Source organism: Pseudomonas solani, from assembly GCF_026072635.1.
Classification (GTDB): domain Bacteria; phylum Pseudomonadota; class Gammaproteobacteria; order Pseudomonadales; family Pseudomonadaceae; genus Metapseudomonas; species Metapseudomonas solani.
Genome location: NZ_AP023081.1, coordinates 997,211 through 1,015,658 on the forward strand (window position 1 = coordinate 997,211; position 18,448 = coordinate 1,015,658).

The 18,448-nt window shown below is 68.1% G+C and carries 14 protein-coding genes; 10 read left to right on the forward strand and 4 right to left on the reverse strand.

Going from position 1 to position 18,448, the window contains the following annotated elements:
* Positions 1–92: 92 nt before the first annotated feature.
* Positions 93–590 carry an RDD family protein gene (locus PSm6_RS04695; protein ID WP_031288248.1) on the forward strand — a complete coding sequence of 166 codons (498 nt, stop codon included), beginning with the start codon at positions 93–95 and terminating at the stop codon, positions 588–590.
* A gap of 63 nt (positions 591–653) precedes the next feature.
* Here PSm6_RS04695 and lptG read toward each other — a convergent pair whose 3' ends face one another.
* Both lptG and lptF read right to left on the reverse strand, forming a co-directional pair.
* Positions 654–1,715: an LPS export ABC transporter permease LptG gene (gene lptG, locus PSm6_RS04700; protein WP_031288249.1), complete on the reverse strand. Its 1,062-nt coding sequence runs from the start codon at positions 1,713–1,715 to the stop codon at positions 654–656.
* Positions 1,708–2,826, reverse strand: coding sequence for an LPS export ABC transporter permease LptF (gene lptF / locus PSm6_RS04705; RefSeq protein ID WP_043240067.1), 1,119 nt, complete (start codon positions 2,824–2,826; stop codon positions 1,708–1,710). The genes lptG and lptF overlap by 8 nt, the downstream gene beginning before the upstream one ends.
* A 143-nt stretch (positions 2,827–2,969) precedes the next feature.
* Between lptF and PSm6_RS04710 the strand changes: the two genes are divergently transcribed.
* From PSm6_RS04710 to rlmF, 8 genes are all read left to right on the forward strand, one after another.
* Entirely contained in the window at positions 2,970–4,454 is a 1,485-nt protein-coding gene (locus PSm6_RS04710) for a leucyl aminopeptidase (protein WP_021220860.1), read from the forward strand.
* 63 nt (positions 4,455–4,517) lie between these two features.
* The gene (locus PSm6_RS04715) at positions 4,518–4,937 is read left to right on the forward strand and encodes a DNA polymerase III subunit chi (RefSeq protein ID WP_043240064.1); all 420 of its coding nucleotides are present in this window, start codon (positions 4,518–4,520) and stop codon (positions 4,935–4,937) included.
* Positions 4,938–4,946: 9 nt separating this feature from the next.
* Positions 4,947–5,420 (forward strand): DNA polymerase III subunit chi, encoded by a 474-nt coding sequence (locus PSm6_RS04720; protein WP_265169675.1) that lies wholly within the window; start codon positions 4,947–4,949, stop codon positions 5,418–5,420.
* A 109-nt stretch (positions 5,421–5,529) separates the two neighbouring features.
* Entirely contained in the window at positions 5,530–8,379 is a 2,850-nt protein-coding gene (locus PSm6_RS04725; RefSeq protein WP_043240057.1) for a valine--tRNA ligase, read from the forward strand.
* A 55-nt stretch (positions 8,380–8,434) separates the two neighbouring features.
* On the forward strand, positions 8,435–8,884 hold the full coding sequence (locus PSm6_RS04730) for an Rv1443c family protein (RefSeq protein ID WP_043240053.1): 450 nt from the start codon (positions 8,435–8,437) through the stop codon (positions 8,882–8,884).
* A gap of 13 nt (positions 8,885–8,897) precedes the next feature.
* On the forward strand, positions 8,898–9,194 hold the full coding sequence (locus PSm6_RS04735) for a winged helix-turn-helix domain-containing protein (RefSeq protein WP_043240050.1): 297 nt from the start codon (positions 8,898–8,900) through the stop codon (positions 9,192–9,194).
* A gap of 110 nt (positions 9,195–9,304) precedes the next feature.
* Positions 9,305–11,134, forward strand: coding sequence for an SLC13 family permease (locus PSm6_RS04740; RefSeq protein WP_043240046.1), 1,830 nt, complete (start codon positions 9,305–9,307; stop codon positions 11,132–11,134).
* A gap of 78 nt (positions 11,135–11,212) precedes the next feature.
* Complete coding sequence (gene rlmF / locus PSm6_RS04745) at positions 11,213–12,208, forward strand: 23S rRNA (adenine(1618)-N(6))-methyltransferase RlmF (protein WP_043240044.1); 996 nt, start codon at positions 11,213–11,215, stop codon at positions 12,206–12,208.
* A 103-nt stretch (positions 12,209–12,311) separates the two neighbouring features.
* Here rlmF and PSm6_RS04750 read toward each other — a convergent pair whose 3' ends face one another.
* Entirely contained in the window at positions 12,312–13,838 is a 1,527-nt protein-coding gene (locus PSm6_RS04750; protein ID WP_043240041.1) for an MFS transporter, read from the reverse strand.
* Between the two features lie 110 nt (positions 13,839–13,948).
* Here PSm6_RS04750 and PSm6_RS04755 point away from each other — a divergent pair, with 110 nt between their 5' ends.
* Positions 13,949–14,848, forward strand: a complete 900-nt coding sequence (locus PSm6_RS04755; RefSeq protein WP_265169676.1) for a LysR family transcriptional regulator — start codon at positions 13,949–13,951, stop codon at positions 14,846–14,848.
* A gap of 130 nt (positions 14,849–14,978) precedes the next feature.
* Here the strand turns inward: PSm6_RS04755 and PSm6_RS04760 are convergent, their stop codons facing one another.
* A complete protein-coding gene (locus PSm6_RS04760) occupies positions 14,979–18,404 on the reverse strand; it encodes an AAA family ATPase (RefSeq protein ID WP_265170500.1) in 3,426 nt (1,141 codons plus the stop codon).
* Positions 18,405–18,448: the final 44 nt, after the last annotated feature.

Below are 18,448 nucleotides of genomic sequence, written 5' to 3' on the forward strand. Positions count from 1 at the left end.
CCTGATGGAAACATCAGGGGTTTTTTTATGCCCGTGATTCTATGGAGCCCAGCCCTTAGAATGTCGCGACCCCACGTTTGCAAGGGCTTTCCATGCCGAACCAGAAACTGCGTCCCGAAGGCGATTTCCCCGTCGCGGGTCCAATCCGCCGCTTCGCGGCAATCTTCTACGACTTCCTTCTCTGCGTTGCCCTGATGATGGTCGTCACCCTCTTCTATCAGCAGGCGATCCTGCGCGCGATCTTCGGCAGCGAGCGCCTGCGGCAGATGGCCGAACAGGGCGCATTGATCGGCGACCCGGTGCTTTCCAGCCTGCTGTTCCTCAGCCTCTTCGCCTTCTTCAGCAAGTTCTGGATGCGCGGCGGCCAGACCCTCGGCATGCAGGTCTGGGGCGTGCGCATCCAGAACCGCGACGGCTCGGCCATCAGCCTGTGGCAGGCCCTGCTGCGCTTCGTGGTCGCCATCGGCTCCTGGCTGTGCTTCGGCCTCGGCTTCCTGTGGATGATCGTCGACAAGCAGAAGCGCAGCTGGCACGACATGTACTCCGACAGCCAGGTCGTCCAGCTGCCGAAGAACATCCACAAGAAGTAGCGCCACCCGAATCGCGCCCAAGAAAAAGCCGGCTCGCAGCCGGCTTTTTCATGCCCGGGGAAACTACCCCGCGCGCCTCAACAACCAGGCACCGGCCAGGGCGCAGATACCCGCAGGGATCAGCACCGCCAGCAGCGGCGAAAAGCCGAACACCAGGCTGGACGGGCCAAGCAGGTCCTGGCTGATCCGCACCACGAAGCCGATCACCACGCCAGTGAACACGCGTTGCCCCAGGGTCACCGAGCGCAGCGGGCCGAAGATGAAGGAGATCGCCATCAGCACCAGCGCACCGGTGACCAGCGGCTGCAGCACCTTGGTCCAGAACGCCAGCCAGTAGCGGCCGTTGTTCAACCCCTGGTCCGCCAGGTAATGGGTGTAGCGCCACAGGCCGGTGATCGACAGGGCCTCGGGCTCCATCACCACCGTGCCCAGCAGTTGCGGGTTCAGCTCGATGTCCCAGCGCTCGTTCGCCGCTTCCACCACTTCGGTGTGGTCACCGCGGAAGTAGGTGGTGGAAACATCTTCCAGTTGCCAGTGGTCGGTCTGGTACAGGGCGCGCCGGGCGAAGCTCGCCGACTGCATATGGCGTTCGCCATCGAAGTCGTAGCGGGTCACGCCATAGAGCACGCCATTGGGCTGCACGGCGTTGATGTGCACGTACTGGTTACCCTGGCGGTGCCACAGGCCGCGCTTGGCGCTCTGCGCCTCACCGCCGCCTTGCGCCAGGGCGCGGTTGCCCTGTGCCAGGTTCTCGCTCCAGGGCGCGACGTACTCGCCGATCAGCACCCCCACCAGCATCAGCACCAGCAGCGGCTTCATCACCGCCCAGACGATGCGTCCGATGGACACGCCCGCCGCGCGCATGATGGTCAGCTCGCTGCTGCTGGCCAGGCCGCCAAGACCGATCAGGCTGCCGATCAGCGCCGCCATCGGCAGCATCTCGTAAACCCGGCGCGGCGTGGTCATCAGCACATAGGTGGCCGCTTCCAGCACACCGTAGGAGCCATCCACATCGCCCAGTTCATCGATGAAGGCGAACAGCAGCGCCAGCCCGACTATCACCCCCAGCACCGCGAGGATGCCGAAGAACACGCTGGTGCCGATATAACGATCCAACCTAACCATGGGCCACCTCACGGGCATCACGACGAGCTGCCCACTTCAGCCGCAACGGCTCCCAGTAAAGCAATGACAGGCCCACCAGCAGGAACATCCCGTGCACCCACCAGAGGCCGAGCGCCATGGGGATCTTGCCCTTGTCCAGCTGGCCGCGCGCAGCGATCAGCAAGGACAGGTAGGCCATATAAAGAAGGATCGCCGGCAGCAGCTTGAGGAAGCGGCCCTGGCGCGGATTGACCCGCGACAGCGGCACCGCCAGCAGGGTCACCACGAACACCAGCAGCGGAATGGACAAGCGCCATTGCAGTTCGGCCTGGTAGCGCGGGTTGTCGCTGCCGATCAGCTCGGAGGTCGGGATCGCCTCGCGCTCGCCGATCTCGCCGCTGATTTCCGGCTTGGGCAGGAGGATGCCGTAGGTCTCGTACTTGATGGCGCGGTAGTCGGCCTTGCCCGGGTTGCCGTCGTAGCGGTAGCCGTTCTCCAGGATCAGGTAGCGGCTGCCATCCTTGTGGATGACCTGGCTGCCCTTCTCCGCCACCAGCACGCCGATGCCGCGTTCCTTGTTGTTCTGCGACAGCCGCTTCTCGGAGATGAACACCCCGCCCAGCTCGCCACGGTCGGCCGAAAGGCTCTCGGTGTAGGTCACCCGCGTGCCGTTCTTCATGGTCTGGAAGCGGCCCGGCACCAGGGTGTCGAACTCGGTCAGCGCGTCCTGCTCATTGAGGATGCGCGCCACCTGGGCCACGCCCTGGGGCGCCAGGCCCAGGCTCAGCCAGGCCACCAGCAGCGCCACCAGGGTCGCCGGCGCCAGGCTGTAGGCCATCAGCCGTTGCTGGCTCATGCCGGTGGCGGCGAGCACGGTCATCTCGCTGTCCAGGTAGAGCCGGCCATAGGCCAGGAGGAAGCCGAGGAACAAACCCAGCGGCAGGATCAGTTCAAGGAAGCCCGGCAGGCGGAAGCCCATGATCAGGAACAGCACGCCCGGGTCCAGGACGCCTTGCGCGGCCTGGGCCAGGTACTTGATGAAGCGACCACTCATGATGATCACCAGCAGCACCGCACTTACGGCGCTCAGGGTGACCAGGACTTCGCGGGACAGATAACGGAAGACAATCAAACCAGACACTCCAGGGTTGTCAGGCTCAGGCGGCTACGCTCAAACTAGCCGCTTTGTGGCCAGCCCGCCGAACCGGCGGACCACTGAAAAATGGCCGGCATTATATCCTGCAATCCCGACTCTTTGTCTTGGGGACATACGTCATGGAATTCCTCGTCAAAAGCGCTCGTCCCGAAACCCTGAAAACCGCCACCCTGGTCGTCGCCGTCAGCGAAGGCCGCAAACTGGGCACCGCCGCCAGCGCACTGGATGGCGCCACCGGTGGCGCGATCAGCGCCCTGCTCAAGCGTGGCGATATCGCCGGCAAGGTCGGCCAGACCCTGCTGCTGCACAGCCTGCCCAACCTCAAGGCCGACCGCGTGCTGCTGGTGGGCGTGGGCAAGGAACGTGAACTCGGCGACCGCCAGTTCCGCAAGGTCGCCGCCGCCGTCAACGGCGTGCTCAAGGGCCTTGGCGGCAGCGACGCCGTACTGGCCCTGGGCGAACTCGCGGTCAAGGGCCGCGACGCCTACGGCAAGGCCCGCCTGCTGGTGGAAACCCTGGCCGACGGCACCTACCGCTTCGACCGCTTCAAAAGCACCAAGGCCGATGCCCCGGCGCTGAAGAAAATCACCCTGCTGGCCGAGAAGGCCGAAGTCGCCGACGTCGAGCGCGGCAGCGCCCATGCCCAGGCCATCGCCACCGGCATGGCCTTCACCAAGGACCTCGGCAACCTGCCGCCGAACCTCTGCCACCCCAGCTTCCTCGCCGAGGAAGCCAAGGCACTGGCCAAGGCCCACAAGAACCTCAAGGTCGAAGTACTGGACGAGAAGAAGCTCAAGGAGCTCGGCGCCGGTGCCTTCCTCGCCGTCGCGCAGGGCAGCGACCAGCCGCCGCGGATGATCGTGCTCAACTACCAGGGCGGCAAGAAGGACGACAAACCCTACGCCCTCGTAGGCAAGGGCATCACCTTCGACACCGGCGGCATCAGCATCAAGCCCGCCGCCGGCATGGACGAGATGAAGTACGACATGTGCGGCGCCGCCAGCGTGCTCGGCACCTTCCGTGCCCTGCTCGAGCTGCAGTTGCCGATCAACGTCGTCGGCCTGCTGGCCTGCGCCGAAAACATGCCCAGCGGCGGCGCCACCCGCCCCGGTGACATCGTCACCACCATGAGCGGCCAGACCGTCGAAATCCTCAATACCGACGCCGAAGGCCGCCTGGTGCTGTGCGACACCCTCACCTACGCCGAGCGCTTCAAGCCCCAGGCGGTGATCGACATCGCCACCCTCACCGGCGCCTGCATCGTCGCCCTGGGCAGCAACGTCTCCGGCCTCATGGGCAACAACGACGGCCTGGTGAAGCAGATCCTCAAGGCAGGCGAATACGCCGACGACCGCGCCTGGCAGCTGCCGCTGTTCGACGAATACCAGGAGCAGCTCGACAGCCCCTTCGCCGACATCGCCAACATCGGCGGCCCCAAGGCCGGCACCATCACCGCCGGCTGCTTCCTGTCGCGCTTCGCCAAGAAGTTCCACTGGGCCCACCTCGACATCGCCGGCACCGCCTGGGTCAGCGGTGGCAAGGACAAGGGCGCCACCGGTCGTCCGGTGCCCCTGCTCACCCAGTACCTGCTGGACCGCGTGTAAACTGCAGCATCGCCCGGCGGCACAGGCCGCCGGGCACCCGCCTCACCTCAGGAACACCCAGCCATGACCCGCGTCGAGTTCTACGTCCTTTCTTCCAGCAGCCCGGCGGACCGCCTGCGCGCCGCCTGCCAGCTGGCGAGCAAGGCCTGGCGCCATGGCCTGCCGGTGTTCGTTCGCTGCGCCGACAAGGCCCAGGGCAACGAGCTGGACGAGCTGATGTGGCGCTTCAAGGCCGAAACCTTCATCCCCCACGGCCAGCATGAAGACGACCCGCAGGCACCGGTGGTGATCGGCGCCAACGAACAGCCCGAAGCCGCCCAGGGCCTGCTGATCAACCTCGACGCCAGCCTCTCGCCGCATCTCGAACGCTTCAGCCGCATCATCGAGATCGTCAATCAGGAGCCAGCGCTGCTGGCCGCCTGCCGTGAGAATTTCCGGACCTATCGCCAGCGCGGCTATGATCCAAAGCGAGTCGAACTCTAAGTACGCCCCATGGACAACTCCAGACCGCCGCAAAAGCCCGCTCACCTGCTCGACGACCTCGAGTCGATCCGCGCCCTGCTCGATGAACACACCAGCAGCGAGCCGCCCCTGCTCACCGAGTCCGTCGACCCGGACAGCATCCCCCTGCTCTCCGAAATCGTCGAACCACCGCCCTTCGAGCTCACCCCGCTGGGCAGCGACCCCGTCGCCCCGCGCCCGGCGCCGGCCGTGCAGTCCACCCCCGCGCCTGCAGCGCGGGTCGAGCAGCCGAGCACCACCCCCATCCAGTCCGCCCTGCAGCGCAGCGCCGAAGCCGCCAGCGCCCAGGAATTCAGCCGCCTGGACACCGAGCTGCGCGCCGCCGCGCAACTCATCCTGCAAGACGTCATCGACGATTTCGTGCCCCAGATAGAAGCCGAGCTCAAGCGCCGCCTCAGCGCACGCCTGACCCGCCTCCTGCCCCAGCCGCCCCGCCGCGGCTGACCGGCGCGCGCCTCGCGCCGCCCCATCGCGCCCCGCGCTTGGGGCTTGTACCCGCAGCCGCTATACTCGGCGGCTTTCCGATCAGTTGCCGACACGGTCCCGCCGCACCATGGACAAGACCTACCAGCCCCACGCCATCGAAACCTCCTGGTACCAGACCTGGGAGAAGAACAACTACTTCGCCCCGCAAGGCTCCGGCGAGTCCTACACCATCATGATCCCGCCGCCGAACGTCACCGGCAGCCTGCACATGGGTCATGGCTTCAACAACGCCATCATGGACGCGCTGATCCGCTTCCGCCGCATGCAGGGTCGCAACACCCTGTGGCAGCCGGGCACCGACCACGCCGGCATCGCCACCCAGATGGTGGTGGAGCGCCAGCTGGCCGCCCAGGGCGTCGATCGCCACGACCTCGGCCGCGAGAAGTTCCTCGACAAGGTCTGGGAATGGAAGGAACAGTCCGGCGGCACCATCACCCGCCAGATCCGCCGCCTCGGCTCCTCCGTCGACTGGTCGCGCGAGCGCTTCACCATGGACGACGGCCTCTCCGAAGCGGTCAAGGAAGCCTTCGTGCGCCTGCACGCGGATGGCCTGATCTACCGTGGCAAGCGCCTGGTCAACTGGGACACCAAATTCCACACCGCCATCTCCGACCTCGAAGTGGAAAGCCACGACGAGAAGGGCCACCTGTGGAACCTGCGCTACCCGCTGGCCGACGGCCTGAAGACCGCCGACGGCAAGGACCACCTGGTGGTCGCCACCACCCGTCCGGAAACCCTGCTCGGCGACAGCGCCGTGGCCGTGCACCCGGAAGACGAGCGCTACAAGGCCCTGATCGGCAAGTTCGTCGAGCTGCCCCTGGTCGGCCGTCGCATCCCCATCATCGCCGATGACTACTGCGACCCCGAGTTCGGCACCGGCTGCGTGAAGATCACCCCGGCCCACGACTTCAACGACTATGAAGTCGGCAAGCGTCACGACCTGCCGCTGATCAACATCTTCGACAAGAACGCCGCCGTGCTCGCCACCGCCCAGGTGTTCCACATCGACGGCAGCGTCAACGGCGAATTCGACGGCAGCCTGCCCGCCGCCTATGCCGGCCTCGACCGCTTCGACGCGCGCAAGCGCATCGTCGCCGACATCGAAGCCCTCGGCCTGCTGGAAAAGATCGACGACCACGCCCTCAAGGTGCCCAAGGGCGACCGTTCCGGCACCGTCATCGAACCCTGGCTGACCGACCAGTGGTACGTCTCCACCAAGCCCCTGGCCGAACCCGCCATCGCCGCTGTGGAAGACGGCCGCATCCAGTTCGTGCCCAAGCAGTACGAAAACATGTACTTCTCCTGGATGCGTGACATCCAGGACTGGTGCATCAGCCGCCAGCTCTGGTGGGGCCACCGCATCCCGGCCTGGTACGACGAAGCCGGCAACGTCTACGTCGGCCGCGACGAAGCCGAAGTCCGCGCCAAGCACAACCTGGGCGACATCGCCCTGCGCCAGGACGACGACGTCCTCGACACCTGGTTCAGCTCGGGCCTGTGGACCTTCTCCACCCTCGGCTGGCCGGAACAGACCGACTTCCTCAAGACCTTCCACCCCACCGACGTGCTGGTCACCGGCTTCGACATCATCTTCTTCTGGGTCGCCCGGATGATCATGCTCACCATGCACCTGGTGAAGAACGACGACGGCAGCGCCCAGGTCCCCTTCAAGACCGTGTACGTCCACGGCCTGGTCCGCGATGGCCAGGGCCAGAAAATGTCCAAGTCCAAGGGCAACGTCCTCGACCCGCTGGACATCGTCGACGGCATCACCCTCGACGCCCTGTTGGAGAAACGCACCAGCGGCATGATGCAGCCCAAGCTGGCCGAGAAGATCGCCAAGCAGACCAAGGTCGAGTTCCCCGAAGGCATCAACAGCTACGGCACCGACGCCCTGCGCTTCACCTTCTGCTCGCTGGCCTCCACCGGCCGCGACATCAAGTTCGACATGGGCCGCGTCGAGGGCTACCGCAACTTCTGCAACAAGCTGTGGAACGCCGCCAACTTCGTCACCGAGAACACCGACGGCCAGGACACCGGCATCAACGGCGAAGCCGTCGAGCTGTCCTCGGTCGACCGCTGGATCATCTCCCAGCTGCAGCGCACCGAAGCCGAAGTCACCCGCCAGCTCGACGCCTTCCGCTTCGACCTCGCCGCCCAGGCCCTCTACGAATTCGTCTGGGACGAGTACTGCTCCTGGTACCTGGAGCTGGTCAAGCCGGTGCTGTGGGACGAAAACGCCCCCATCGAGCGCCAGCGTGGCACCCGCCGCACCCTGGTGCGCGTGCTGGAGGTCATCCTGCGCCTGGCCCACCCGTTCATGCCCTTCATCACCGAAGAGATCTGGCAGCGCATCAAGGCCCAGGCAGGCGTCAGTGGTGACACCCTGATGCTGCAGCCCTGGCCGGTGGCCAACGAAGCCCGTATCGACGCGGCCGCCGAAGACGACATCGAATGGGTCAAGACCCTGATGCTCGGCGTGCGCCAGATCCGGGGCGAGATGAAGATCTCCATGGCCAAGCGCATCGACGTGGTCCTGGCCAACGCCAGCGATGAAGACCTGCGCCGCCTCGCCGACAACGGCCCGCTGCTGAACAAGCTGGCCAAGTTCGAATCGGTCCGCGTCCTCGCTGCCGGCGAAGAAGCCCCCATGTCCGCCACCGCCCTGGTGGGTGACCTGCAGGTGCTGGTGCCCATGGCCGGCCTGATCGACAAGGAAGCCGAGCTGGCCCGCCTGGACAAGGAAATCCAGCGCCTGGACGGCGAAGTGAAGCGCGTCGGCGGCAAGCTCGCCAACGAAGGCTTCGTCGCCAAGGCCCCGGCCGAAGTGCTCGACAAGGAGCGCGCCAAGCTGGCCGAAGCCGAACAGGCCCTGGCCAAGCTGGCCGAGCAGCGCGAGAAGATCGCCAACCTGTAAGCCCACAAGGCCCGCCAATCGGCGGGCCTTGCTCTTTCATAGGGACGTGGAAGACATGCCCATCGAACTGCGCTTCGAATCCACCCTCGCCGTCAGCCCCGGCCAGGCCTGGAGCTGGATCACCGACATCGACCGCCTGCGCGAGGAAATGCGCCCCTGGCTGCGCATGACCGTGCCCGCCGGCATCCGCAACCTCGAAGACCTCGCCTTCCAGCCCGGCGAGCCGCTGTTCACCAGCTACCTCTGGCTGTTCGGCTTTCTGCCGCTGGGCACCTCGCGGCTGACCCTGCGCGAGCTCAACCCCGGCGTCGGCTTCGTCGAAGAATCCCCCATGACCGGCATGCGCCTATGGCGCCACGAACGCCGCCTGGAAGTACAGGGCAGCGGCACCCGGGTGATCGACCGCCTCACCGTCGAGCCACTGTTCGGCGCCCCGCTGGTGCGGCTGTTCCTGCGCCTGTTCTTCGCCAACCGCCACCGCGTGCTGCGCCATCGCGCGCCCTGAACCCGGAGCCCCCATGGAAACCAGCAAGACCAAGACCAGCTTCTACCGCCGCCTCTACGTCGCCTGGCTGATCGACAGCGGCACCGCCGTCAGCGTCCCCGCCCTGATGGACGCCACCGGCATGCCCCGCCGCACTGCCCAGGACACCCTCGCCGCCCTCGCCGACCTGGACATCGACTGCCAGTTCCAGCAGGACGAAGGCGCCCGCAACAACGCCGGCCACTACGTGATCCGCGACTGGGGCGCCATCGACAAGCACTGGATCGCCGCCAACCTGCAACAGATCAAGACCACCCTCGGCTACCCCTGACAGAATCACGTCCGTAGATAGTCGTAGCCCGGGCTTCAGCCCGGGAACCCCCTCCGGGTTGAAATCCGGGCTACGGCGCAACAGCCACACCCCATCCAGGAGCCCCCGCCATGACCCCGCAACTCATCTGGGTACTCGGCCTGCTGCTGGTGGTCGTCACCCTCTTCGTGCGCAACCGCCCGCGCATGGACGCCGTCGCCCTGCTGGCCCTGGTCGCCCTGGCGCTGAGCGGCGTGCTCACCACCGAGCAGGCCCTGGCCGGCTTCAGCGACCCCAGCGTGGTGCTGATCGCCGCGCTCTTCATCATCGGCGACGGCCTGGTGCGCACCGGCATCGCCTACCGCCTGGGCGACTGGCTGGTGGCCCGCGCCGGCAGCAGCGAGACGCGCCTGCTGGTGCTGCTCATGCTCAGCGTCGCCGGGCTCGGCTCGGTGATGAGCTCCACCGGCATCGTCGCCATCTTCATCCCCGTGGTGCTCGGCGTCGCCGCCCGCCTGAAGATCGCCCCGGCGCGGCTGATGATGCCCCTGGCCTTCGCCGGCCTGATCAGCGGCATGCTCACCCTGGTGGCCACGCCGCCGAACATGGTGGTGCACAGCGAACTGCGCCGCGCCGGCTTCGACGGCTTCGGCTTCTTCGGCCCCACCCCCATCGGCCTCGCCGTGCTGGTCCTCGGTGTGCTCTACATGCTCGTCGCCAGCCGCTGGCTCGGCCGCGACAGCCGTGACCAGAACACCGCCGCCCCGCGCCTGACCCTCGCTGACCTGGCCGGCGCCTACCACCTCAGCGAGCGCGAACGGCGCCTGCGGGTGCGCGCCGACTCGCCCCTGGCGCGCCAGGCCCTCAACGAGCTGGAGCTGCGCCGCGAATACGGCATCAACGTCATCGCCGTCGAGCGCCAGCGCAAGTTCCGCACCCTGCTGCTGATGGCCACCGGCAACACCCAGCTGGAGCCCGGCGACGTGCTGCTGGTGGACCTCGCCAGCCCCGCCATCGGCCTGCTCGGCGCCTACCATGCACTGGGCCTGGAGCCCATGCCCCTCAACGCTTCCTACTACAGCTTGCACGCCCACCAGTTGGGCCTGGCCGAAGTCGCCCTGCCGCCGGAATCGGAGCTGCCGGGCAAGACCATCCAGGAACTGGGCTTCCGCAGCCGCCACCGCCTCAACGTCGTCGGCCTGCGCCGCCACGGTCGCCCCCTCGAAGGCGTGCTGGTGGATGAAAAGCTCAAGGGCTCCGACACCCTGCTGGTGGCCGGCGAATGGAAGGACATCCACCGCCTGCAGGCCCAGGGCCGCGACTTCCTGGTGCTCAGCCTGCCCGCCGAGGTGGACGAAGTGGCCCCCACCGCGCACAAGGCGCCCCACGCCCTGCTCAGCCTGGCGGTGATGGTGGTGCTGATGGTCAGCGGCCTGGTGCCCAACGTCATGGCCGCGCTGGTGGGCTGCCTGCTGATGGGCGCGTTCCGCTGCATCGACCTGGACAGCGCCTACCGCGCCATCCACTGGCCCACGCTGATCCTCATCGTCGGCATGCTGCCCTTCGCCCACGCCCTGCAACAGACCGGCGGCATCGGCCTCGCCGTGCAGGGCCTGGTGGCGTTGCTGGGCGATGCCACGCCGCGCCTGGTCGTCGCCGCGCTGTTCGTGCTCACCGCAGTGATCGGCCTGTTCATCTCCAACACCGCCACCGCCGTGCTCATGGCCCCGGTGGCCATCGCCACCGCCCAGCAGCTTGGCGTCTCGCCGCAGCCCTTCGCCATGACCGTGGCCCTGGCCGCCTCGGCCGCCTTCATGACGCCCATCTCCTCACCGGTGAACACCCTGGTGCTCGGCCCCGGCCAGTACCGCTTCGGCGACTTCGTCAAGGTCGGCGTGCCCTTCACCCTGCTGGTGATGGTCGTCACCGTGCTGCTGGTGCCCTGGCTCCTGCCCTTCTGACCGGCCGCCCGACGGCGGCTGGCCAAACCCGGCGGGTTGTGAATAATGCGCGCCTGCCCTTCGTTCCCGGACCTCGCCATGCCCAGCAAACCGCCCAGCAAGACCGCACCGGCCAAGCCGTCCGAAGGGAGCAAGGCGCCGCTGCACCCGCGCAACCGCCACCAGGGCCGCTACGACTTCCCGGCGCTGATCGCAGGCAACCCGGAGCTGGCCGCGTTCGTCATCCTCAACCCCTACGGCAAGCAAAGCATCGACTTCGCCAACCCCGAGGCGGTCAAGGTCTTCAACCGCGCGCTGCTGCAGCAGTTCTACGGCATCCGCCAGTGGGACATCCCCGCCGGCTACCTGTGCCCGCCCATCCCCGGTCGCGCCGACTACCTGCACCATCTGGCCGACCTGCTGGGCGCCGCCCATGACGGCGTGATCCCCAAGGGCCCCGGCCTGCGCGGGCTGGACATCGGCGTCGGGGCCAACTGCATCTACCCGCTGATCGGCCACCATGACTACGGCTGGCGCTTCGTCGGCGCCGACATCGACCCGCAGTCCCTGGACTCCGCCGCCGCCATCCTCACCGCCAACCCGCAATACGGCGACGCCATCGAGCTGCGCCGCCAGGAGCACCCGCAGCACATCTTCCAGGGCCTGCTGCAGGCCGACGAGCGCTTCGACTTCACCCTGTGCAACCCGCCCTTCCACGCCTCCCTGGACGAAGCCCGCAGCGGCAGTCGGCGCAAGTGGAAGAACCTCGGCAAGCAGGACCCGAGCCGCACATTGCCGGTGCTCAACTTCGGCGGCCAGTCCAACGAGCTGCACTGCGAAGGCGGCGAAGCGGCCTTCATCGCGCGCATGGCCGACGAAAGCGCCACCTTCGGCCAGCAGGTGTTCTGGTTCAGCACCCTGGTGTCCAAGGCCGGCAACGTCGCGCCCCTGCAGGACCGTCTCAAGGCCCTCGGCGCCACCGACGTCCGCGTGGTGCACATGGCCCAGGGCCAGAAGCAAAGCCGCTTCGTCGCCTGGACCTACCTGGAAAAGAACCAGCGCCGCGCCTGGCGCAAGGAACGCTGGCCCGCCTGATCCGCTCCTTCCCTGTGGGAGCGAATTCATTCGCGATGCTCTTGTAGGCGTTACCGGCCACACCGACGGTGGACCGATGAAGCGTGGTCCACCCTACGCACGGCTACGCCTCACAAGGCACCTCTCCCGCTGCCTCCGGCTCATGGGTGCGCACCCTGCCCAGCAGCGCGAACACCAGCACCGCCGTCAGTCCGGTCACCGCCGCCAGCACCTGCAGCAGGGTGCGGAACGCCGCGTCATAGCCCGGCAGCAGCGCCGCCCGGTCCACCCCCAGTATCGTCGCGGCCTGGGCCAGGTCGCCCAGGGCCGCATGGCTGGCGGCAGCGACCAATTGCGACGGCGCCACCGCTGAAGCCGGCATGGCCACCAGCATCAGTGCGGCCAGCAACGCGCCGACCAGGGCGATGGCCACGCCGTCGCCGGACACCCGCACGGTGTTGAAGATGCCGGTGGCCATGCCCGCCCGCTCCTTCTCCACCACGCTCACCGCCAGCCCGTCCATCAACCCCCAGGGCAAGCCGATGCCCACGCCCACCAGCAGCATCGGCAGCACCAGTGCCTGCGGCCCGGCCACCAGCGCCTCGCTCATCCACAACAGCCCCAGCGCGTTCAACGCCAGGCCCAGGGCCGACAGCACACCGGCGGTGAACCAGCGCGACAGCCAGGCCGCCAGCATCGGCACCACCAGCAACGGCGCCGACAAGGCGATCATCAGTTGCCCGGTCTGCACGGCGCTGAGGCCATCCACACCGATGAAACGCCCCGGCAGCAGCACGATCAGCACCACGAAGGCGAAGGCGGGCGACGCCCCCAGCAACTGAACACCGGCGAACTGCGCACGACGGAACAGGCCCAGCTCCAGCATCGGCCGTGGGCTGCGCCGCTCGATCACCACGAAGGCCACCAGCAACGCCAGGCTGCCCCACAGCGAACCCTGCACCAGCGGGTGCGACCAGCCGTGCTCCGGCGCCAGCAGCGTGCCGCAGGTGAACAGGGTGAGCATCGCGGTGAAGCTGATCGCCCCCGGCCAATCCAGCCCCTGGGCATTGGGGTCGCGGCTCTCGCGGGCGCAAACAGCCACCAGCAGCGCGCCGGCAATGCCGAACAGCGCCGGCAGCAAGAACACCATGCGCCAGCCCAGGCCGTCGCTCAGCAGGCCGGCCAGCAACGGGCCGAACGCCAGCCCCAGGCCGAAGGTGGTGCCCAACAGGCTGAACACCCGGGTGCGGATCGGGCCATGGAACTCCTGGGCCAGCGCCGCCATGGCCCCGGCGAAGGCGGCGGAACCACCCAGGCCCTGGAGCACGCGCAACAGGTCGAACCACAGCACCGTGGGCGCGAAGGGAATCACCAGGGTCACCGCCGCGAACAGCGCCAGGCCCACCAGCCACACGCGCTTGCGCCCGTGGATGTCGGCCAGGCTGCCGGCCGCCATCATCGCGCTGCCGTAGGCGAGGATGTAGCCATTGGTGATCCAGCTCAGCTCCACCGCCGAACCGCCCAGGGCCTGGCTGATGGCCGGCAGCACCACCGCCGGGCCGGTGAAGCACAGCGGGATCAGCACCGCCGTCAGGCAGGCAGCCAGCAGCAGCCAGCGGCGAGCACCGTCGGAAAGGGATGAATCGGTCATTTCGGAAGCTCCGCAAGGAAAGTCGGAGCAGGTTATGGCGGCGGTAATTACGGAAAAACAGGCTAGTATTCCGCACTTAACGGAAGCCTGAGTCCTCAATCGGAAGCACCATGGAAAGCCTCAACCGCCTCGCCCTCTTCGTCCAGGTCACCGAAAGCCAGAGCTTCGTCGCCGCCGGCCGCGTCCTGGGCATCTCCGCCTCGGCGGTGGGCAAGGGCATCGCCCGCCTGGAGCAGCACCTCGGCGTGCGCCTGTTCCACCGCAACACCCGCAGCATCAACCTCACGGTGGAAGGCACGCTGTTCCTCGAACGCTGCCGGCGCATCCTCGGCGAGCTGGAGGCGGCCGAGCACGAGCTGTCGCAAAACACCCAGGAGCCCAGCGGCCGCCTGCGGGTCAGCCTGCCCCTGGTGCTGGGCCTCTTCCCCGTGGTGCTGCCGGCCTTCATGCGCCGCTACCCCGGCATCGAGCTGGACCTGGATTTCAGCGACCGCCTGGTGGACGTGATCGAGGAAGGCTTCGACGTGGTGGTGCGCAGCGGCATCCCCGAGGACTCGCGCCTGCGCGCCCGCCAGCTCGGCGCCTTCCACCTGCAGCTGGTGGGCTCGCCCGACTACCTGGCCGCCCGGGGTACGCCACGGGTGCCGGCCGACCTGGAGCAGCACGCCTGCCTGCACTACAAGTTCCCCAGCACCGGCAAGCTGCAGAAATGGCCCCTGCGTCTGGACGCGGAGGAAAGCGAACCGCAGCTGCCCACCACCCTGGTGTGCAACCACGCCGACACCCTGATCCGCGTCGCCAGCGAAGGCATGGGCATCACCTGCCTGCCCGACTTCGCCGTGCGCGACGCCCTCGCCAGCGGCCAGCTGCAGGCCGTGCTCGAGGACCGCAACCAGCATTCCGCCCACTTCCGCGCCCTCTGGCCGTGCTACAAGCAGATGCCCGCCAAGCTGCGGGTGTTCGTCGACTTCCTCGCCGAGCACCTGTTCCTCGACCAGAGCCAGGTGTGAACGCAGGCCTCTGCTACCTGTAGGGGCGACTTCAGTCGCCAAGGAGCGCGCAGCGGTCCCATCACAGCATGGGTTTCGCTGCGCTCTACCCATCCTACGAACTACAAACACCTCAGCGCCGAAGTCCGAGTTATGGGACGGCGAAGCGCGGCTCCAGGCGGCTGTAGCCCATGCCCACGCCCTTGTGCACCTTGAGCTGCACCGGGATGCGCTCCTTGAGCGCTTCGACGTGGCTGATCACGCCGATCATCTTGCCGCTGGCATTGAGCGCATCCAGGGCGTCGAGGGCCACTTCCAGGGTTTCGCCGTCGAGGGTGCCGAAGCCCTCGTCGAGGAACAGCGAATCGATGCTGGTCTTGTGGCTGACCAAGTCGGAAAGCGCCAGGGCCAGCGCCAGGCTGACCAGGAAGCTCTCGCCGCCGGACAGGGTGCGGCAGTCCCGGGCGACATCGGCCTGCCAGGTGTCCACCACTTCCAGCTCCAGCTCGCCCAGGGCGCGACGGCGCAGCTGGTAGCGGCCGTGCAGGCGCTCCAGCTGCTGGTTGGCCAGGTGGATCAGGTGATCCAGGGTCAGCCCCTGGGCGAAGCGGCGGTACTTGGCGCCGTCGGCCGAGCCGATCAAGCCGTTGAGGCGCTGCCAGAGGTCGCAGGCGCCTTCCTGGGCGGCGATTTCGGCGAACAGCGCCTGCTGGTTCTGCCGGCGCTGCTCGTCGCCGCTCAGTTGCCCGCGCAGCTCGCCCTGGCGCTGGGCCAGTTCGCGTCGTTGCAGTTGCAGCGCCTGCAGCTGCTCGTCCAGCTCCACCAGGGCCAGCTCGGTCTGTGGCGTCGCCTGCAATTCCGCCAGGCTCTGCCGGGCTGAGGCTTCCAGGGCCTGGGCTTCGGTACAGGCCTTTTCCAGGCGGGCCTTGAGGGCCAGCAACTGGTTGCGTGCGTCCTCGTCCAGCAGCGCGGCGAGGTACTGCGCCTCGTCGGCGAAGGGGCTCTGCGCCAGCGCCTGTTCCCAGGCGGCCCGTTGCCCGTCGAGCGTGGCGCGGGCGGTGTCCTGCCGTTCGGCCAGGGTCTGCTCGCGCCCGATCAGCGCCTGGCTGCGTTCCTGGGCCAGCGCCAGGCGCTGCTCGGCCTGCTCCAGGGCGGCGGCGGGGTTATCCACAGGGGCTAGGGCTTCAACATCGGGCTGCGCCAGCTCGCCCCAACGCTGCTGCCAGCGCGTGGCGGCACCTTCGGCGGTTTGCAGCTCGGCCAGCAGCAGCTGCTCGTCACGCTCCAGGCGCTGCTGCAGGGCCTGGGCATCACGCCAGGTGCGCCACTCGGCGTCGCGCGCGTCCAGCCAACGCTCGTTGTCTTCCGGCAGGGCGTAACCGAGCTCGCCCAAGGCCGCGCCCAGCTCCGACTCCTGGCGAACCTGCTGCGCCTGGAGCTGGCCCAGTTGCTCGGTGTTCTCCGCTTCGCGGCGGCGCAAGGCGCCTTGTTCCTGCACCGCCAGCGCATGCTGCTGCATGGCATCCTGCTGGTGCTTCTGGGCTTGCTCGCGCTGCCCACGGGCGGCGTCCACGGCCTGCTTGAGGCCGTCCAGCTCACCCAGGCTGCGTTGCAGGGCGGCGAGGTCCGCCTGCTGCTGCGCCTGGGCCGCCGCCACCGCCGGGCCATCGACCAGTGGCTGGCCCAGGGCGGTGCAGTGCTGCTGCCACTGCGCCTGCAACTGTTGCAATTCATCCTGCAGGCGCTGCTCGTCCTGCTGGCGCTGGCGCAGGTGCGCGTCCAGCGCGGCCAGCTCGGTGTTCAGGGCCGCCCCCCGTTCGCGCACCTGCTCCTGCTCGGCGCGCTTGGCCTGCAACGCGGCCTGGGTCTCCGAGACATCCAGCGCGCCATAGGCCGCGATGGCCGGGTGTTCGTGGGAACCGCACAGCGGGCAGGCCTCGCCGGGCTGCAAAGCGGCGCGATGGGCCTCCAGCTTGAGGATGCGCTGCTCCTGCTCCAGCAGCTTTTCCTTGTCCTGGATCTGTTGCTTGAGGTCGGTGAACTGCAGGCGCAGGGCGTCTCGCGTCGCGATCTTCTGCGCCTGTGCCTGGCTGTCGGCCTCGATTCCGTCCTGCGCAGCGGCCAGCTGCTGTTCCAGGCGTGTGCGGTTTTCCGCCAGTTGCTGCAGGCGGGCGAGTTGGTGGCCCTGGTCGCTGAGGCGCTGCCAGCGCTCGCGCAGGGCGGTTTCGGAATCACCGGCCAGCAGTGTGGCCAAGGCAGCCTGGCGCAGGGCTTCGGCGGCACGGGCCTGCTCCAGGTGCTGATCGCTTTCCACCAATGCCGCCTGGAAGCCGGCGATGCGCTGCGCCAGCTGCTCGGCGTCCTGCCGTTCCTGCTGCTGGCGGGCTAGCGACTGGGCGATGGCCTGCGCCAGGTGTCGGCGCGCACCGAGCTGTTCCCGCCAGGCGCCCAGGCGCTCGCCCAGCAGGCCGTGTTGCGGGTTGGCCGCCAGCAGCGCCTCAATCTGGCCCCGTTGCTCGGCCAGCCCATCGCGGCGGGCGGCGAGTGCCGCCAGCCGCTGCTGGCTGTAGCCCCGCGCCTGCCACAGGCCATCGGCCACCTCGCGGGCGGCCTGGGCCTTCTGTTCACGCACCTGGGCCAGGGCCTCGGCCGCTTCGGTAGCGGCCTGCCCGGCGCGCTGCCAGTCACGGTGCGGCGGGCGCAGGCGCTCGGCCGGCTCGCTCTCGGCCAGGCGCTGCAGTTGCGGCCCGGCCTGCTCCAGCGCCTGCCGGGCGTCCTGCCCCTGCTGCACCGCGGCGAGCTGGCGCGCCTCGGCGCCAGCCAGGGCCTCACGCCACTGGCGCTGGCGCTGCAGGCTCTCCTGCTGGCCGTGCAGGCTGCTTTCACGGCCATTGAGTTCGGCGAGTTCGTTTTGCAGTTGCTGGCGCTGCTCCGCGTTGAGCAGCTCCACGCCCTCAGCCCGTGCACGCAGCTGGCCCAGGCTGGCCTCGGCCTCCCGGGTGCGCTGGTAGACGCGCTCGGAGATCAGCCCGTACACCTCGGTGCCGGTCAGCTCCTCCAGCAGCTCGGCACGCTGATTGGCGCTGGCTTCGAGGAAGGCGGCGAACCCGCCCTGGGCCAGCAGCATGGATTTGGTGAAGCGCTCGAAATCCAGCCCGGTGAGGCTTTCGGTCTGCTTGAGCTTGTCGTTGATCTTGTCGGTGAGAATCTCGCCGTCGGTGATGCGCGCCAGCTCCACCTTGGGCGCCTGCAGGCCGCCATCGACCTTGTCGCGGGCGCGGCGCTGGCTCCAGAAGGCACGGTAGCCCACGCCCTTCACCTCGAATTCCACCTCGGCCAGGCAGTCGGCGGTGTGGCGGGTCATCAGCTCGTTGACCGTGGCCGAGACGCTGCTCATGCGCGGGGTGCGGTGGTAGAGGGCCAGGCAGATGGCGTCCAGCAGCGTGGTCTTGCCGGCACCGGTTGGGCCGGTGATGGCGAACAGGCCGTTGCCGGCGAAGGGCTCGCCGGTGAAGTCGATCTTCCACTCGCCCTTGAGGGAGTTGAGGTTCTTCAGGCGCAGGCTGAGGATTTTCATGCAGAAGCCGCCGGGGGATGGGAGCGGCATTCTGGCATTCTCCG

Coding starts and splice junctions, on each gene's coding strand:
- PSm6_RS04695 (WP_031288248.1), top strand. CDS start 93: ATGCCGAACCAGAAACTGCGTCCCGAAGGCGATTTCCCCGTCGCGGGT.
- lptG (WP_031288249.1), bottom strand. CDS start 1,715: ATGGTTAGGTTGGATCGTTATATCGGCACCAGCGTGTTCTTCGGCATC.
- PSm6_RS04710 (WP_021220860.1), top strand. CDS start 2,970: ATGGAATTCCTCGTCAAAAGCGCTCGTCCCGAAACCCTGAAAACCGCC.
- PSm6_RS04715 (WP_043240064.1), top strand. CDS start 4,518: ATGACCCGCGTCGAGTTCTACGTCCTTTCTTCCAGCAGCCCGGCGGAC.
- PSm6_RS04720 (WP_265169675.1), top strand. CDS start 4,947: ATGGACAACTCCAGACCGCCGCAAAAGCCCGCTCACCTGCTCGACGAC.
- PSm6_RS04725 (WP_043240057.1), top strand. CDS start 5,530: ATGGACAAGACCTACCAGCCCCACGCCATCGAAACCTCCTGGTACCAG.
- PSm6_RS04730 (WP_043240053.1), top strand. CDS start 8,435: ATGCCCATCGAACTGCGCTTCGAATCCACCCTCGCCGTCAGCCCCGGC.
- PSm6_RS04735 (WP_043240050.1), top strand. CDS start 8,898: ATGGAAACCAGCAAGACCAAGACCAGCTTCTACCGCCGCCTCTACGTC.
- PSm6_RS04740 (WP_043240046.1), top strand. CDS start 9,305: ATGACCCCGCAACTCATCTGGGTACTCGGCCTGCTGCTGGTGGTCGTC.
- rlmF (WP_043240044.1), top strand. CDS start 11,213: ATGCCCAGCAAACCGCCCAGCAAGACCGCACCGGCCAAGCCGTCCGAA.
- PSm6_RS04750 (WP_043240041.1), bottom strand. CDS start 13,838: ATGACCGATTCATCCCTTTCCGACGGTGCTCGCCGCTGGCTGCTGCTG.
- PSm6_RS04755 (WP_265169676.1), top strand. CDS start 13,949: ATGGAAAGCCTCAACCGCCTCGCCCTCTTCGTCCAGGTCACCGAAAGC.
- PSm6_RS04760 (WP_265170500.1), bottom strand. CDS start 18,404: ATGAAAATCCTCAGCCTGCGCCTGAAGAACCTCAACTCCCTCAAGGGC.